The 17,064-nt window shown below is 66.3% G+C and carries 15 protein-coding genes; 11 read left to right on the top strand and 4 right to left on the bottom strand.

Annotation, left to right across the window (positions count from 1 at the left end; translation table 11 throughout):
• Positions 1–117: 117 nt before the first annotated feature.
• The 4 genes from HPY83_04340 (at position 118) to HPY83_04325 (ending at position 5,127) form a co-directional block, all read left to right on the top strand.
• Positions 118–1,083, top strand: coding sequence for a MoxR family ATPase (locus HPY83_04340; GenBank protein NPV07179.1), 966 nt, complete (start codon positions 118–120; stop codon positions 1,081–1,083).
• Positions 1,084–1,117: 34 nt separating this feature from the next.
• Positions 1,118–2,857: a TIGR04190 family B12-binding domain/radical SAM domain protein gene (locus HPY83_04335; GenBank protein NPV07178.1), complete on the top strand. Its 1,740-nt coding sequence runs from the start codon at positions 1,118–1,120 to the stop codon at positions 2,855–2,857.
• Positions 2,844–4,148, top strand: coding sequence for a DUF58 domain-containing protein (locus HPY83_04330; protein NPV07177.1), 1,305 nt, complete (start codon positions 2,844–2,846; stop codon positions 4,146–4,148). Before HPY83_04335 ends, HPY83_04330 begins: the two co-directional genes overlap by 14 nt.
• Before the next feature lie 67 nt (positions 4,149–4,215).
• The gene (locus HPY83_04325; protein NPV07176.1) at positions 4,216–5,127 is read left to right on the top strand and encodes a carbon-nitrogen hydrolase family protein; all 912 of its coding nucleotides are present in this window, start codon (positions 4,216–4,218) and stop codon (positions 5,125–5,127) included.
• 43 nt (positions 5,128–5,170) lie between these two features.
• On the opposite strand, the gene HPY83_04320 is transcribed toward HPY83_04325, so the two are convergent.
• Positions 5,171–5,521 carry a hypothetical protein gene (locus HPY83_04320; GenBank protein NPV07175.1) on the bottom strand — a complete coding sequence of 117 codons (351 nt, stop codon included), beginning with the start codon at positions 5,519–5,521 and terminating at the stop codon, positions 5,171–5,173.
• 178 nt (positions 5,522–5,699) lie between these two features.
• Between HPY83_04320 and HPY83_04315 the strand changes: the two genes are divergently transcribed.
• The 4 genes from HPY83_04315 to HPY83_04300 all read left to right on the top strand — a co-directional run bounded on the left by HPY83_04315 (position 5,700) and on the right by HPY83_04300 (position 8,823).
• Positions 5,700–6,686, top strand: a complete 987-nt coding sequence (locus HPY83_04315) for a sugar kinase (GenBank protein NPV07174.1) — start codon at positions 5,700–5,702, stop codon at positions 6,684–6,686.
• A 10-nt stretch (positions 6,687–6,696) separates the two neighbouring features.
• Positions 6,697–7,344 (top strand): bifunctional 4-hydroxy-2-oxoglutarate aldolase/2-dehydro-3-deoxy-phosphogluconate aldolase, encoded by a 648-nt coding sequence (gene eda, locus HPY83_04310; protein ID NPV07173.1) that lies wholly within the window; start codon positions 6,697–6,699, stop codon positions 7,342–7,344.
• Positions 7,345–7,454: 110 nt separating this feature from the next.
• A complete protein-coding gene (locus HPY83_04305; protein ID NPV07172.1) occupies positions 7,455–7,817 on the top strand; it encodes a C_GCAxxG_C_C family protein in 363 nt (120 codons plus the stop codon).
• Between the two features lie 151 nt (positions 7,818–7,968).
• Positions 7,969–8,823: a sugar phosphate isomerase/epimerase gene (locus tag HPY83_04300; GenBank protein NPV07171.1), complete on the top strand. Its 855-nt coding sequence runs from the start codon at positions 7,969–7,971 to the stop codon at positions 8,821–8,823.
• A 145-nt stretch (positions 8,824–8,968) separates the two neighbouring features.
• On the opposite strand, the gene HPY83_04295 is transcribed toward HPY83_04300, so the two are convergent.
• Complete coding sequence (locus HPY83_04295; GenBank protein NPV07170.1) at positions 8,969–10,897, bottom strand: aconitate hydratase; 1,929 nt, start codon at positions 10,895–10,897, stop codon at positions 8,969–8,971.
• 138 nt (positions 10,898–11,035) lie between these two features.
• Between HPY83_04295 and HPY83_04290 the strand changes: the two genes are divergently transcribed.
• Positions 11,036–11,842, top strand: coding sequence for a carbon-nitrogen hydrolase family protein (locus HPY83_04290; protein ID NPV07169.1), 807 nt, complete (start codon positions 11,036–11,038; stop codon positions 11,840–11,842).
• On the opposite strand, the gene HPY83_04285 is transcribed toward HPY83_04290, so the two are convergent.
• Entirely contained in the window at positions 11,809–12,600 is a 792-nt protein-coding gene (locus HPY83_04285) for a gamma-glutamyl-gamma-aminobutyrate hydrolase family protein (GenBank protein NPV07168.1), read from the bottom strand. The two genes, HPY83_04290 and HPY83_04285, sit on opposite strands and share 34 nt — an antisense overlap.
• On the opposite strand from HPY83_04285, the gene HPY83_04280 reads away from it, so the two are divergent.
• Positions 12,591–13,649 (top strand): histone deacetylase, encoded by a 1,059-nt coding sequence (locus HPY83_04280; protein NPV07167.1) that lies wholly within the window; start codon positions 12,591–12,593, stop codon positions 13,647–13,649. The genes HPY83_04285 and HPY83_04280 overlap by 10 nt on opposite strands.
• Before the next feature lie 2 nt (positions 13,650–13,651).
• On the opposite strand, the gene HPY83_04275 is transcribed toward HPY83_04280, so the two are convergent.
• On the bottom strand, positions 13,652–15,190 hold the full coding sequence (locus HPY83_04275; GenBank protein ID NPV07166.1) for a fused MFS/spermidine synthase: 1,539 nt from the start codon (positions 15,188–15,190) through the stop codon (positions 13,652–13,654).
• A 75-nt stretch (positions 15,191–15,265) separates the two neighbouring features.
• Here HPY83_04275 and HPY83_04270 point away from each other — a divergent pair, with 75 nt between their 5' ends.
• Complete coding sequence (locus tag HPY83_04270) at positions 15,266–16,900, top strand: hypothetical protein (protein NPV07165.1); 1,635 nt, start codon at positions 15,266–15,268, stop codon at positions 16,898–16,900.
• The last annotated feature ends 164 nt before the right edge of the window (positions 16,901–17,064 follow it).

Raw genomic sequence — 17,064 nt, 5'->3', positions numbered from 1 at the left:
CCCGGCCGACCCTCCGGTGTCCGATCTTTCCCCATACTGGTGGAGAGGTTGACCATTTGTTACAATTGGTTTTCACAGTCAGTTGGGTGCCAACCCTTCCAGGAGATGCAGGTTCACATGCTAGATGTCAGAGAGCTCGGCAACCGCGCTGTCGACAACGTAGAACGAGTCATAATCGGCAAGAGCACCGAGGTTAGGCTTTGCGTCATAGCCCTATTGTGTCAGGGTCATGTTCTCATCGAAGACGTCCCTGGCGTGGGCAAGACCATGCTTGCCAAAGCACTCGCCCGTTCCATCGGGTGCACCTTCCGCCGCATCCAGTTCACGCCCGACATGCTCCCTAGCGACATCACGGGCGTGTCGGTGTACAACCAGAAGACCCAGGAGTTCGAGTTCCGCCCCGGGCCGGTGATGACCCAGATACTGCTCACCGACGAGATCAACCGGGCCACTCCCAAGACGCAGTCCGCCCTTCTGGAAGCGATGGAGGAACGACAGGTCACAGTGGACGGCATCACCCATGCCATGCCTGAGCCGTTTCTCGTGCTCGCCACCCAGAACCCCATCGAGTACGAGGGGACGTTCCCCCTGCCCGAGGCCCAGTTGGACCGTTTCCTGCTGCGCATCCGCCTCGGCTACCCTGCCCCCCGCGAGGAGATGGCCATCCTCAGTTCCCAGCAGCACCAACACCCTATCGAAACTCTGGAGAGGGTGGTGGAGCTCGAGGAGCTCCAGCAAGCCCAGGTCGCCATCCGCGACGTCTACGTGGACGACCTCGTCAAGGAGTACATCGTCTCCCTGGTCAACGCCACCCGCACCCACCCGGACATCTACCTCGGCGCTAGCCCCCGGGGATCACTGGCCCTCCATAGAGGGGGGCAGGCACGAGCCGCGCTCGAGGGCAGAGACTACGTGATACCAGATGACGTGAAGGCATTGGCTCGCCCTATGCTGGCGCATCGGCTCATCATCAGCCCGTCGGCGCGCATCAAGAACGTGGACGCCACCGCCGTCATTGACGAACTGCTGGACACCGTTCCCGTTCCTGGGGCCCGGCTGCGCCCAGCCCGCCGCCCGGCTTGATGCTGCGATCTCGGGGATCGAAGAGAAGCACCTCGTGACACAGGCCGACCTGGTTCTACTGCACGCGCCCAGCGTCTATGACTTCCGGCGCCAGTCCATACTCTACGGGCCCATCAGCGACGTCGTGCCTTCCATGCCCATCTTCGAGATGTACCCGGTGGGATTCGCCAGTATGGCCTCCTACTTGGAGCGTAACGGCTACCGGGTTCGCATCATGAACCTGGCTCACCGGATGCTCCGGAGCCGGAAGTTCGATGTCGAGAAGGCCATCGCCCGCCAGAGACCGCTCGCGTTTGGGGTAGACCTGCACTGGCTGCCCCACGCCCAGGGTGCCCTGGCCGTGGCTCAGCTCTGCAAACGGATCCATCCCGACATCCCGGTGATCTTCGGCGGCTTCTCCGCCACCTACTACCACGAAGAACTCGCCGCCCGAGACGAGGCGGACTTCGTGCTCCGGGGCGACTCCACCGAGCAGCCTCTTCTACAGCTGATGAATGCCATCCGCCGCGGCCTGCCGCTGCACGACATACCCAACCTCACGTGGAAGGACCGTCACGGGGTCCATGCTAATCCCCTCTCCTACGTGCCCGAGGACCTGGGATCGTTCTCCCTCGACTACGGCTACGTCATGTACTCGGCGGTGCGGTACCTGGACCTGGAAGGGGTGATCCCGTTCCTGGGCTGGCTGGACTACCCCATCACCACCGCTCTCACGTGCAAGGGTTGCAGCAATACCTGCAACACTTGCGGTGGCTCTGCCTTCACCTCGCGCCGCTTCTTCGGGCGCCAACGGCCCGCTTACCGCGATCCGGTCGACCTGGCGGCGGACGTGCGGCGCATATCCGAGTTCAGCAATGGCCCGGTGTTCATCTTGGGTGACCTGCGGCAGACCGGCGACGAGTACGCCAACGCCTTCTTCGATGCCCTCGGGCGATGCCGTTCACGGCTGATGGTTGAGCTCTTTGAGCCCGCTCCACCATCTTTCTACCAGAGGCTATCCCATGCTGCTCCCGACTTCACTGTAGAGATCTCTCTCGAATCCCACGACGATCGCGTGCGGCGCGCCTTTGGACGCGCGTACACCACCCAGGACGCCGAGGCCAGCATCGCCGCGGCGCTCGGGTCGGGGTGCGCCCGCTTCGACGTGTTCTTCATGATCGGCCTGCCCGAGCAGACGCCCGTTTCCGTTCTGGACACAGTGGATTACTGCGAGGAGCTTCTGGAGCGCTTCTCGGCCGGCGGGCGGCCGCGAGTGCTTCCCTTCTTGTCCCCCCTGGCTCCCTTCCTGGACCCGGGAAGCCCTGCCTTCGAGGATCCCGAGCGCTTTGGCTACCGGCTCTTCCACCGGACCCTGGAGGAGCACCGGCAGGCGCTGCTGAGCCCGTCCTGGAAGTACGTACTCAACTACGAGACTCGCTGGATGACGCGCGATGAGATCGTAGACACCACGTACGAGGCCGGGCTCAGACTGAACCGGATCAAGCAGCGGTTCGGCCTGGTTGAGGACTCCGTCGCGGACGCAGTGGAGGCCCGCATCCACAAAGCCCGCCGACTCATCAGACAGATAGACGACGTCATGTCCATCGGCGACGAGCGGCGTCGGCAGCGCCTGCTGACCGCGCTCAAGCCCCAGGTCGACACAGCCAACGTATCCACCGTGTGCGAGAAAGGCGAGCTCAACCTGCCCATGGGCATGCTCAAGATACGCTGGCCGGGCGCCGTCCGGACGGTGCTGCAGCGCATGGTCGGGGAGTGGCAGCGTGCGCTCCCGTGAGCGGCTGCTGGAGCTAAGGAACGCCCTACCCTTCATCATCTGGCTCGCCTCGCTCGCTGTGGCGCTCAACTCCGGATGGGTGGTGGCTTACCGCCTTCTCTACCTCTTTAGCCTGCTTATCCTGCTAGGGCTTTTCTGGAGCGGCGGAGCAGTCTGGTCTCTCAGCGTGCAGCGCGAACCCCTGTCGCGGGCGGTGTACGTAGGTGAGACTTTGATCGAGAGGGTGTGGGTCCGCAATCGCTCTCACCTCCCCCAGCTCTGGGTAGTCATCGAAGACCTGTCCCGTCTGCCCTTCCATCGTATGCGCCAGGTGCTGAGCTACATCTCGCCCCGCGCCGAGCGCGAGTTCCTGGTACGCACTCGCTGTGTCCGTCGCGGCCGGTTTCAGCTAGGCCCCTTCGCCCTCACCGGGGGGGATCCTTTCGGCATCTTCCGCACTCGCCGGCATCTGGCCACAGGCGGCAGCGTGGTCGTCTACCCCCGCGTGTTCGCCCTGCCCGCTCTCGATCAGCTCACCGGCGTACTCCAGGCCGATGGGCGTCGCTCCCAGCGATCGGCCGACCCCACCACCGATGTGTCTACCATCCGCGACTATCAGCCCGGTGATGAGTTCGCCCGCATTCATTGGCTCTCCAGCGCCCGCCAGGGCAGGCTCATGTCTAAGGAGTTCGAGGATAACCCGGGCGGCGACATCTGGGTGGTGCTCGACCTACACCAGGCAGTACAAGCCGGGGCCCTTCTAGATGTGGGCAGCGACGTGGAGCTGGATGCCGATGACTGGCCATTGCTCGAGCCCGCCACAGAAGAGTATGTGGTTAGCCTGGCGGCTTCGGTTGCCACCCACTTCATCCGCGCGGACCGAGCCGTGGGGCTGGTGGGTCATTCCAGCGGTCGCCTCCTGGTGCAGCCGGACCGGGGCGAGCGACAGCTCGGTCGCATTCTGGACCTCTTGGCGGTGGTCCAGGCCAGTGGCCGTCTGCCTTTGGACCGGCTGCTGGAGCAGGAAGCTGCCCTCTTCCGCCGGTACGACACCGTCATCGTGATCACCCCGTCGGACCGCCCGGAATGGGTGGGGGCTGCTCACGCGCTTTCCCTCAGGGGCACTCGGGTGCTGGCCCTCGTGGTAGACCGCGCCAGCTTCGGCGTGGCGGCCAAAGCGGACATTCGTGGCCTCCTGGCGGCAAGACGCATACCCTTCTGCGCGGTCGAGAACGGACAGCGGCCAGACGAGGCCGTCTGCGTGGCAGCCACCGTCCCCGTCCGCACCACCGTCGTCGTCCGCCGGCCCTAGCCCAGCGCTTGACCTCGGCCGGGCCCCGGGCCAGAATCGGCCCCGACCTTCCACGCCGGAGGAGCCCATGGCCCGCTACGTGACCGTCAGCAGTGTCTCCCATCGCCCCGTGCCTGCCGTCGAGGACATGGAGGCCCGCCTGGAGCAGGCAGCCGCTCTGGCTACCCGAGCCGCGCGCATGGGCGCCGACATCATTGCCTTCCCCGAGATCTACCCTCACCTCGGCGCCCCTGCGGATGCCTGGCCGGAGCTGGCCGAGACCGTCCCTGGTCCCACAACCTCCCACATGGCCGAGCTTGCCCGTCACCACGGCGTCTACCTCATCTGGCCCCTAGTCCAGAAGGAGGACGGACGCGTGTACAATTCGGCCGTCCTTCTGGACCGACAGGGCGAAGTGGCTGGCATCTACCACAAGATGTTTCCCACTATCGGCGAGATCGAAGCCGGGATCGCCCCCGGAATCTCAGCCCCGGTGTTCCAGACCGACTTCGGCCGGATCGGGATGGCCATCTGCTTCGACCTCAACTTTCGCCCGATAATGGAGGGCCTGGCCCGGGCCGGGGCGGAGGTCATCTTCTTCTGCTCCATGTACCGAGGCGGGCTGCAGTTGCGATCCTGGGCTCTGGAGCTGGGGACGTATCTGGTTTCCGCCGTGGCCGGCGAGTTGGGTCAGATAGTGGACATGGGCGGGGCAGTGCTCGCCGAGGCTACTTACGAGGCAGTCTGTCTGGCCCGCATCAACCTCGACCGGCGGTTGCTGCACATGGACTACAACTGGGACAAGATGGACGCCATGCTAGAGAAGTACGGGCCCGGCGTCGCCTTCCAGTACTACACTCGTGAGGCCAAGTACACCGTCGCCTCCGAGATGGAGGACAAGACGGTGGACGACCTGATCCGCGAGTTCGAGCTCGAGGAGCAGGAGCACTACTTCCTGCGCGCCCTCTGCGCCCGGGAAGAGGCTCTCCGGCGGAGGTGATCCGAGGCAGCTAAGGCTGGCGGCCGCCCTCGTCCTGAGCGCGCTAGCGGGTCACTACCACCCAGGTGCTCTCGGCAGTGCCATACTGGCCGTAGTGGACCCAGTCTCGACCCTGGGCATCGAGGGCGGTCCCCACGAGGTGTTCAGCCCCCTCCGGATCCGAGTCGAAGTTGGCGTCCACGCCGGCGTAGTCCACCACTTCCTGGTCGGAGAGCACTTCCACCGGCACCAGTTCGCCCCAGCCTCGCTCCAAGATCAGCTCCTCCAGCTCCTCCGGCACGTCGTTGGCCAGGAAGGCATTGCCGTCCACCCACCCGCCCCGGTCCAGGAAGAACTCGCGCACTTCCTGGTCCTCGAAGGCAACGTCATTCGTCAACAGCACTGCATACGCCATGTCTGCGTCTCCAGCTAACGTATGCCGCTAGTATACAGCCGCCGGGTGGCGCAATGAAGCGAGAAGGGATTGCCTCACAGGGCCGGGCCGAGTGCTTGACATCGCCCGCCCCGGACGGCTAACCTTCGCCCGTTCGCTGCTGGGCAGCCCACCACTCTGTGCCACGTGAGGAGCCGCCATGCCAACGGTCGTTACATTCGGTGAAGCGATGATCCGTCTCTCCCCGCCCGACTTTCGCCGCATCGAGCAGGCCACCTCGTTCGACCTCACCGCCGGAGGCGCTGAGCTCAACGTGGCCGTGGGCCTGGCCCGGCTCGGCGTAGATTCCGCTTGGGTCAGCCGGCTGCCCGACAACGCCCTGGGGCGGCTCTGTCGCAACCGAGCTCGGGAACTGGGAGTCGACACCTCCCACATCCTATGGTCCAAGGACGACCGCATGGGGCTGTATTTCGTGGAGTTCGGTGCCGCTCCGCGCGCTAGTTCCGTGCTCTACGACCGGGCCGGGTCGGCGATCAGCCGCATCTCGCCCAGCGAAGTGGATTGGGCCAGCGTGCTCGACGGCGCCCGCTGGTTCCATACCAGTGGCATCACTCCTGCCCTGTCGGACGGGGCTGCTCAGGTCGCTCAGGAGGCCATCATGGCCGCCAAGCAGGCGAGCTGCACCGTGTCCTACGACCTCAACTACAGGGCCCGCCTTTGGTCGCAGGAGAAGGCGCGCCAGGTGCAGTCGCCCCTCATGCAGAATGTGGACGTCCTGTTCACCACGGAGGAAGACACCGAACGCGTCTTCGGCATCAAGGCGGAGAACTACCAGAAGGTGGCTGAGCTTCTGTCCGAGCAGTTCGGCTTCCAGGCGGTGGTCATCACCCTTCGCGAGGACATCTCCGTCTGGCGCAATCGCTGGTCGGCCTTCGTCTACCAGGAAGGCCAGCACTACCTCGGCCCCACCTACGAACTCGAAATCGTGGACCGTGTCGGCGGGGGCGACTCGTGCAGCGCCGGCTTCATCTACAAGTCTCTCTCGGGCGCCGGCCCTCAGGAAGCCATCAACTTCGCCGTCGCCTTCTCCGCCCTCAAGCACAGCATCCCGGGCGACTTCAACCTCGCCTCCGAGGAAGAGGCCAACCGCCTCCTCGCCGGCGGCGGCCTGCGCATCTCTCGCTGAGGAGGTCCGAATGGACAAGCGTAGCATTGCCCGGCGCATCGAGGATGCCGGCGTCGTCGCCGTGGTGCGCCTATCTCAGGCCCGCGAACTGGCCCAGGTAGCCGATGCCATCCGCGCCGGCGGGGTTGACATCATCGAGTTTACCTTCACCACCCCCGGGGCCCTGCAGATCATCGAGCAGTCCGCCTCACGGTTTGGCGATGAGGTGCTGCTGGGCGCAGGAACGGTTCTGGACCCAGAGACGGCCAGATCAGCCATACTGGCGGGGGCCCAGTTCGTGGTCTCACCCACGACTGATTTCCGCACCATCGAGCTCTGCCACCGGTACGGCAAGGTGGTCATACCAGGGGCGTTCAGCCCCACGGAGATACTGGCCGCCTGGCAGGCCGGCGCCGACTTCGTCAAGGTCTTCCCGGCCGGCGTCTTGGGGCCCGGTTACCTGAGGGACGTGCTGGCGCCTCTGCCTCAGGTGAGGCTGGTGCCGACCGGCGGAGTGGGAAAGGCTAACGCCGCCGACTACATCCGGGCCGGCGCGGCCGCTTTGGCCGTCGGCAGCGATCTGGTCAACAACAAACTGGTGGCCGCGGGCGACTTCGCCCAGCTCACTGCCAACGCTCGCGCCCTGACCGAGGCGGTCCGAGCGGCACGGTCCGGTTGAGCCCTGTGACACGCGAAAGGGGCCGTAGCGACACCGAGTCAGACGCCGAGCGCGTCTCGCGCCGGGCCGAAGCTTTGATGCGCAGCGGGCTCCACTGATCGGAGGCGGTTCTGCTCGCGGTCGGCGAGCACGTCTTCGGCGAGGTCCCCGGGGCGGTACTCCGGGCGGCCAACGGCTTCCGCGGCGGCGTGGGGTCCTCTCGCCAGGAGATGTGCGGCGCGCTCTCCGGCGGGGTGATGGTACTGGGCCTGATGCACGGTCGGGAGAGTGCCGCCCAGGACGATCAAGCCGCGGCCGAGGTAGTTCGGCGGTGGCGGGAGACGTTCCTAGCCCACTTCCGCTACACCCAGTGCGAGCCCATCTACCGTCTGGTGCGTGAACCGGCGGGTCCGGGAACCTGCGCCGTCGTCGCGGGCGAGGCTGCCGGGCTCCTGGTCCGGCTGATCGAGGGCGAGTCTGCCAGCATGATATGACGCAGCGCCCCTGCCCTTAGGCCGCGGGCCTGACGTCGGGCGCGGCAACGCCGGAAGGGGATCTACAATCGGCGGAGCGTCGGCCGGGGGTGCCGTTATCCATCGGCACCACGGTCGGGCTCCAGCCTTGGAAGCCTGGAGGGAATCAGATATGAAACTAGTGATGTTCTCGAAGCACCTCGCGCCTCTCTCCATCGAGGAAGCGGCCAGACGGGCGGGCGAGCTGGGGTTCGACGGCCTGGATCTGACCGTGCGTCCCGGCGGCCACATCGAGCCTCCCGACGCCCTGGAGGCCCTGCCCCGGGCAGTGGACCTAGTCCGGGGAATGGGCTACGACATACCCATGATCACCACCGGCATCACTAGCGCCGACGATCCCCATGCCGACGACATCTTCCAGGCCGCCGGGGAGTCGGGGATACGAGACCTGAAGCTGGGGTACTGGCCCTACCGGGGCTTCGGCAACATGCGCCGCCAGATCGAGGAGGCCCGCGAGTTGCTCGACGGCATCGCCCCTCTGGCTGAGAAGCACGGAGTGCGGGCCAACCTGCACTCGCACTCTGGCAACTTCCTTACGGCCGATGCCGCCGTGGTCTGGCAGCTCCTCCTCGGGCGCGACCCCGACGTAGTGGGTGCGTACATAGACCCCGGACACATGACCGTGGAGGGCGGAGTAGCCGGCTGGAAGATGGGGATGGACCTGCTCACTCCCTGGATCAACCTCGTGGCCATCAAGAGCATGGCCTGGGTGCACCAGTATGACGAGGAGATGGGACAAGAGAAGTGGCAAACCAAGCTGGTGCCGCTTCCTGAGGGCCTCGTCCCCTGGCGCGAGTTCTTCGGCTACCTGCACGACATCGGCTACGACGGGACCATTTCCCTCCACAGCGAGTACCAGGGCCCCCATTCCTGGCGCGACCTTTCGCTGGAAGAGCTACTGGCCCAGACGAAGGAGGACCTGGCCTTCATCAAACAAGTGATAGCAGACACGTTCCACCAGGAGTGAGAGAGGGAGAAGGGGGAAGACGCGGGGACGCGGAGAGCGGGGGACCTGGAGTCGGACACTCGCAGGACCAAGGCCCAGGGGGCGCGGAATCGGGTGGCGGCAGGAATGCAGGAGTAGGGCGACCGGGCCTGGTCGCCCTAGGACCCTAGTTGCGCGCCTCCCGGGAGTAGTTGAGGAGCCCGCCGGCCAGAACCACCTCCACCTGCCGCGGTGACAGGTGATGCCGCACTTGGATCCGGCGGTCCTGGCTCAGGTTCTCCAACGTCAGCTCTTCTCCCTGCGCCAGGGACGTCCTCAACCCGGCCAGCCTGAGAACGTCGCCCTGTGCCACGTATCGCCAGTCCTCGGCGTTGACGAACTCCAGCGGAAGTACGCCGAAGTTAACCAGGTTGGCCGCGTGAATGCGAGCGAACGACGAGGCGATGACCGCCTGCACCCCCAGGTAGCGCGGAGCGATGGCGGCGTGCTCTCGGCTCGACCCCTGGCCGTAGTTGGCCCCTCCAATTACAAACCCGCTCCCCGCCTGGCGCGCCCGCGCCGGGAAGTTTGGGTCCACCCGAGTGAAGGTGAACTCGCTTATCGCCGGAACATTCGACCGCAGAGGCAACACCTGTGCTCCCGCGGGCATGATGTGGTCGGTGGTGATGTTGTCCCCCACCTTGAGCAGCACCGGCCCCTCGATAGTGTCCGGCAGCGGTTGCATCTCCGGCAACGGACGGATGTTGGGGCCACGGATGATCTCTATCCCTTCGCCCCGCTCGGGAGGAAACACGATGAGGGCATCATCGGTGAAATACAGATCCGGCTCCCGGACTTCAGGGGGTCTGCCCAACTCGCGGGGGTCGGCGATGTGGCCGACCAGGGCGGAAGCGGCGCAGACTTCCGGGCTGGCCAGGTACACCTGGTCATCGGGAGTCCCCGAGCGGCCGGGGAAGTTGCGGTTGAAGCTTCTGAGCGACGCCCCTCCCGTCGGAGGAGCCTGGCCCATCCCGATGCAGGGGCCGCACCCCGATTCCAGCACCCGCGCGCCCGCCGCCACCATGTCCGCCAGGGCGCCGTTGCGCGCCAGCAGGGTGAGCACCTGGCGCGATCCCGGGCTAATGGTCAGGCTGACCTCGGGGTGCACAGTGCGCCCCTTGAGGATGGCGGCCACCGTCATGAGATCGCGCAGGGAGCTGTTGGTACAGCTGCCAATACAGACCTGGGCCAGCTTCACCCCCGTCAAGGCCGTGACCGGTTGCACCTTGTCGGGGCTCGACGGGCAGGAGACCTGTGGCACCAGGGCACTAAGGTCTACCTCCACTACCTCATCATACTGCGCTCCCTCGTCGGCCGCGAGGGGCACCCACTGCTCCTCGCGGGCCTGAGCGCGTAGGAACTCCCGCGTCCGCTCGTCGCTGGGGAACAGGCTACTGGTGGCCCCCAGCTCCGCGCCCATATTGGTGATGGTCGCACGCTGGGGCACGGACAACGTCGCCACGCCGGGACCAAAGTACTCCAGGATCCGTCCCACTCCCCCCTTGACCGTGAGTCGGCGCTGGAGCTCAATGATGATATCCTTGGCGCTCACCCACGGCGGCAACTCGCCCACCAACTTGACCCCCAGCACCCGAGGCATCTCCAACCGGAAAGGCTCCCCGGCCATAGCCATTGCCACGTCCAGGCCACCGGCCCCAATGGCCAGGGAGCCGATGCCGCCGGCCGTGGGAGTGTGCGAGTCCGCACCGAGGAGGGTGCGCCCAGGGCGGGCGAAGCGCTCCAGGTGTACCTGATGGCAGATGCCGTTTCCCGGCCGGGAGAACACTACCCCGTAGCGGGCCGCCACGCTCTGCAGATAGCGGTGGTCATCAGCATTGCGGAAGTCGCTCTGCAGCATGTTGTGGTCCACGTAAGACACCGATAGCTCGGTCTTCACCCGGTCCACGCCCATGGCCTCCAGTTCCAGGTAGGTCATGGTACCGGTAGCGTCTTGGGTGAGCGTCTGGTCCATCCGCAGAGCGATCTCCTGCCCTGGCTCCATCGAGCCTTCGACCAAGTGTTCGGCGATGACCTTGTGCGCCAACGTACGCGACAACTGAGTCCCTCCAATGCCAGAGGTAGGGGAGCGATTCCGAGTATAGCACCCGCTTGCCAGGGGCGGAAATGGCCCGTCCTAGGCGTTGACCCGGGCCAAGCGCCACTCTAGAATCCAACCCCAGTATGGAGGTGAGCGATGTCATTGGTGCTGGCGTGCGGGCAGTTCTCGCCCTCGGCGGGCGACATAGCCGCTAATGTGGCCACCATGCTCGATCAAATGCAGCAGGCAGCCGGAAGCGGCGCTGCTCTCATAGTCTTCCCCGAGCTGGCCCTCACCGGCTATCTGCCGCCGGAGGAGGTGACCCCCCTGGCGGTGGCACCTGTGGGGCCAGAGATGGCACCTTTGAGGCAGGCGGCCGAGCGCCTCGGAGTGGCAGTCGCTTTGGGCTTTCCTGAACTCGCCCCTGACGGCATCCGATACAATAGCATGGCTTACATCTCGGGCTCGGGCGACGTTGCTTATGTCTATCGGAAGACCCATCTGTGGGACACAGAGAAGCAGTGGGCAACTCCGGGGAGCACAGTTGGCACGTTCGAAGCCGCCGGTGTACGGGCCGGGATGTGGATCTGCTACGACACCCGCTTCCCCGAGGTCGGGCGGCTGGTGGCCGTGAACGGGGGAACGCTGGCCCTGGTAGCCACCGCCTGGCTGGGGCCGGCAGACGAGTGGGAGCTGGCGGTGCGGGCTCGGGCCCTGGACAATGGCCTCTACGTCGTAGCTAGCGCCCTTCAGGGCCAGCACGCATCCTACCGGTTCAACGGCTCTAGCCTGATCGTGGACCCTCATGGCAACGTGTTGGGCCGTATCCCCGAGGGTCGGCAGGCGATTGTCACCGCCGGATACGACCCGGCGGTAGTCCAGGGCTTCCGAGCACGGCTGCCCCTGCTCGCTCATCGCCGTCTGGACGCTTACGCGCCTCTGGGAAAGGCCGCAGATTGGTGACTGGCAGCCGCCGCCAGGGCGCCGAAAAGCCGGCGGGAGTGCTCCTGCAGGGCGATCAGCTCTTCCGGATGCCACTGCACCCCCATTACCAGCACTTCCCCCGGCATCTCCACCGCCTCCACCAGGCCATCGGGCGACCACCCCACTGCCCTCAGGGCACTGGCTACGTCCCTGACCGCCTGATGGTGCATGCTGTTCACCCGTATCTCGCGGCGGCCTACCACAGCCGCCAGGTGGCTGTCGGCCTCCAGCTGGACCGAGTGCACGAGCGCCTGCCGCTCCGGCGAGCGGTGGAGCAGGGTCGAATCGGGCCGGTCGGTGGGGATGTCCTGGTAGAGAGTGCCGCCCAGGGCTACGTTGAGTACTTGTATCCCACGACAGATGGCCAGAAGGGGCTTCTTCTGTGCCACAGCCACCCTGACCAACGCGATCTCACTGTGATCGCGCTCGCTGTCGGCCGTGCCGCATTGGGCCCGGCGCTCCTCCCCGTACCAGGAAGGCTCCACGTCGCCACCGCCCACAAGCAGCACCGCATCCACCCCGGCGACCGCCCGCGCCAGGGAGGACGCGGTCAACCCGACCGGGATCAGTACCGCGTCCGCTCCCGCGACAGAGATCGCCCTCAGGTACGGATCGGAAACGCCCTGTGCGCCATGCCCGCCCTTCTGTCCCGGAAGACGGACGCACCCCACGCCAATCAGAGGCCGGACAGCCCCTGCCGGGTGGGGCTCCGCCTGATGAGAGTGGCATGATGTCATCGCCGGTCACCTCCTCCGATGCGGTCGTGGGCTGTGCCTACGACCCGATATTCCTAAGCCACGACCTTCCCACCCACCCAGAGAACGCCGGCAGGCTACGGGCCATACTGTCCACGCTGCAAGAGCGCGGCTTGCAGGAGCGTCTCCTCTCCATCCCGGTGCGGCCGGCCCGGGAGAGCTGGATCACCCGGGTGCACGACCCCGCCTACCTCGTCTGGCTCCGGGAGGCGTCGCGGCCACCGGTCCGCCATGTGGACCAGGACAACTACATTGGCCCCGGTTCCTACCAGGCCGCAGTAGCCGCCGTCGGAGCTACTGTGGAGTGCGTGCGTGCCGTCCTCGAAGGTGTCTCTCGCTCGGCGCTGGCTCTGGTTCGACCGCCGGGCCACCATGCTCTGCCCGAGCAGATGATGGGCTTCTGCCTGCTCAACAACGTCGCCTGTGCCGCTGCCTACGCAATGGAGGAGATGGGGTTGGAGCGCGTGCTCATCCTCGATTACGATGCCCACCACGGCAACGGCACCCAGCAGGCTTTCTGGGAAGACCCCCAGGTGCTCTACGTATCCATTCACCAGCGTCCCCTCTTCCCCGGTTCCGGCTCCGCCGCCGAGCGGGGCTCCGGTCCGGGCCTGGGCTATACGGTGAACCTTCCCCTACCGCCGGGTAGCGGCGATGAGTCCTACAGTTTCCTCACCGACGCCATCATCGATCCGCTCGCGCGGTCGTTCCGGCCTCAGTTGGTCCTGGTCTCAGCCGGGTACGACGCCCACTGGCGAGAGCCCCTGGCCAACCTACGCGCCGACGTGTCTGGGTTCGATCGCCTGACCACCCGGATCCTGGCCCTGGCTGAGGAGCACTGCGAGGGCCACCTGGTCCTGGTGCTTGAGGGCGGCTACGACGAGCAGGTCCTCGGCACTTGCGTGGCCAACGCGGCCGAGATCCTCCTGGGCACGCCTGGCAACTGCCTAGACCCTATAGGCCCGGCCCCTCTACCTGCTGCAGACGACCTCCGGCACCTGGAGTCGTTGCGGCACGGCCTGCTGGGCTGAGGTCACTGCGAAGGCGACCGGAGGTAGTCCAGGATCAGGCGGTGCACCACTTGCTCCACCGGTGCATGGTCGTCAGTGAACACCTGTCCCTCGCCTGGGGTGGCTCGCACCCTCCCCTGCACCCGTCTAGCCACCTCGACCAGGCGAGGATCGGTCAGGGCCGCCAGGTTGACCTGAAACTGCTGAATGTCTGTATCCTGCCTGGTACCCACCACCATGCTGTTACTCAGCCCCGCCAGGGACAGTGGCAGGTCTACCACGTAGACATCCGGAAACACCACTGCCATGGTGCTGGCAAGTGCCCTCACTAGGCTGTCATCCGTAGTGGATCGCCCTACGTTAATGGCCACCACCCCTAGCTCCGTCAGGTGGCGATCTGCCTCCTGGAAGAACTCCACCGTGGTTAGGTGAGGCGGGATGTACGGCGGGCGGTAGGCGTCAATGATGATGACGTCGTACTCCCTGGGCGAGTGGGCCAGGAAGTACCTCCCGTCCGCGGCTACGGCGTTCAGGTTGGGCTCGTTCATGTCGAAGAACCTGCGCCCCACCTCGATGATGTCCGGATCTAGCTCGGCCCCGTCTATGGGTATGGGACCGTACACCTGCGTGTACTGCTTGGCGATGGTGCCTCCGGCGAGCCCGATCAAGCACAGGCTCCCCACATCCTCCGGCCCGTAGGGCGCGGGGTTGAAGTAGGGAGCGAGAAGGAACAGGTCCCACACGCTCCCCGTTAGCACCATGTCCGGACGGTACACTGAGTGGATGCCCTGTCCCTCGTTGAGGTACAGCAACCGTCCGCCACGCCGCTCCACTACCTGAATGTAGTTATAGGGCGATTCCTGCTCGTGGATCATGTCGGGCACCGCCCTCAGCGCCCCTCCGGGCAATAGCACCGCCGCCACCACCAGAACCGCCAGCATGGCGAGCTGGGAGGCTTGCAGGCCGCCCGTCCGAGCCAGTCCGATCAACCCCACTACGACCAGTAGCGCGGCCTGCACCAGAAAGGCGCTCCTGGTCCCTGCAGTTGGGATAAGGACCAGGCTGACAGCGAAAGTGCCCAGCAGGCTGCCCACTGTAGACACGGCGTAGACGGCCCCCGACGATCTGCCCGACGATCCCACCTGCCTCACCACCAAGCGCGTGGCAAAGGGGCTCACGCAGCCCAGCATCACGGTGGGCACGGACAGAAGGGTGACCACACCAAACAGCGAGAGCACCAGCAGGCTGGCGAGATAGCGATCCAGCGCCTCCTGTCCATAGCGGAGGATCGGTTGGGCCACGAAGGGGATGAGTCCCACCGGTGCACCGGCCCAGGCGACCAACAGAAAGAGAGTGCGCGGCCTGGGCGATCGGTCGGCCAGGCGGCCACCGAGGTAGTATCCTGCCGTGAGATACAGCAGCACCATGCCGATCAGGACGGCCCACACGATCTGGGAGGAGCCGAAGTAGCTGTTGAGCAACCGCGAGGCCGCCATCTCCAACCCCAGGCTGCAGAATCCCCCCGCGAAGACCGCTAGGTGGACCTCGGTCGAGCGCTGCATCACTTGCCTCCCCGGCAATCGGCGATTATAGAGTTGTGGCAGCAAGACCGGCAAAGCATCCGTGCGAGGACCCCCGTGCTGAACACCCCCCAGAGCCTGCTCGACTACGACACCGAGCTGCTTCGGGCCATCGCCCTCACCCGAGGGCTGGACGCCTCCGCCAGTCGTCCCCAGCTGCTGGCTGCCCTGAGCGAGGCCAACTCCCGACCACTCTCCGTTCGTCTGCTCTGGGAGGAGCTGTCCGAGGAGGAGCGCCGGGCGGTGGCGCGGCTGGCAGCCAAAGGTGGGTGGATGCCAGCTGTCTACTTCGAACACGAATTCGGTGGCGTCCGCCGATTCGGGCCCGCCCGCCTGGTGCGCGAGCGGCTATGGGAGCACCCACAGAGCGTCACGGAGTCGCTGCTCTTCCGTGGGCTCATTTTCCGCGGATTCAGCCCAGGCAAAGAGACCGCCGTGTGGTACTTACCCACCGACGCCGCCCCCCTCATACCCGTCCGGGAAGAGGACGCCCGGCCGCCAGCCGAACCGACTCCTGTCGAAGGCGACGTGCGTATCGCTCGGCCCGCCGACGACTTCCTGGTTCGTGCCCTCTACCATGTGGTGGGGGCCGCCCGTCTTGGTGAGCGGCCGCTGCATTCCGCGGTGCGATCCCGGCTGGCTTCCGAGCCCGACGCCCCCGATGAGGCTCGCATCGAGTATTTCGCGGCCCTGGCGCAGGCCCTGGCTCACGAGATGAGGTTCCTGAGGGACGCTGCTATCAACCAGAGAGACGCGGGGAGGATCCGAACCTGGCTTGCGTCGCCTCGTTCCGACGCCCTGGCTGCAGTTGCCCACGCCTGGCTGGCCAGCACCTCGTGGCACGAGCTGCTCCGCGCCCCGGGCCTGGTGTTCGAGGGCGGTCAGGTGCCGGCCGCCGCGCCGGCCCGTCAGGCCATCGTCGACGCCCTTGAGCGCCTGGAACCAGCCCGGTGGTACGCGGTGGCCGATCTCCAGGATTGGATGCAGCGAATGTGCCCCGACTTCCTGCGCTCCGACTCCGACTTCGACAGCCTCTACCTCCGCGACGGCCCCGGTGGCGCGCCCCTGGATGGGCTCGCGGCCTGGATGCGAGTGGAAGGGCGCTTCCTGGAAGAGGTGCTGGTGGCGCTGAACGCGCTGGCGGCGGTCTCCCTCGGGGCCGCGGGCCCGATGCGCTGCCTGCGGGTGGAAGCGACGGCCTGGTGGGCATCGCAGGAGCCGGTCGCAGAAGCGATCGCTAGTCCGCTTTCCCTGGGCCCCGGGCTGACCTTGACCCTGGCTCGCGAGGCGCCTCTGCTCCTTCGCTACCAGGTAGAAGCGGTGGCAGATCGCGGCCCCGTGCCGGGCGCATACCGGCTCACCCGGGCGTCGGTGCGACGCGCCCACCGGCGCGGCATCGACTCGGCGCGGCTGGAGCGCTTCCTGGAGGCAAATGCATCCGGGTTCGACGACGGCTCGCGGAGAGCACTGGCGGCCCTCATGGGTCCGCCTACCGCTTGGGCCGAGGCCGCCGTAGTGCTCGAGCCCGAGGATGAGGACGCCCTCGAAGATCTTCTCCAGGATCCCGGTATCAAGCTCTGCCTGGAGGCCGAGCTGCCGCGCGGGCGGCTGCTGTTCCGCCGAGAGCGCTGGGCGGCCGCCGCCGCCCGCCTCCGCGCCCTCGGCTTCCGCCTCGATCGCAGGAGGTCCTGAATCGTCGCAGGAGGTGCCTTTCAGCCTCGGCGCTGGGGACGACGATGTCGCGCCCAGCTCCCATCCGAGGGGTCCGCGATTCCAGAGTCGGAGTCAGCTCGGGGAGTGAGCGGGCCTGCGCTCCACTCCTGCAGGCTACCTGTGTCCCACACTTGCCCCATCCG

This window comes from Anaerolineae bacterium, from assembly GCA_013178015.1.
Lineage (GTDB): Bacteria > Chloroflexota > Anaerolineae > DRVO01 > DRVO01 > Ch71.
Note: the sequence above shows the minus strand (reverse complement) of the source record. Positions and strands in the feature narration are given on the sequence as shown.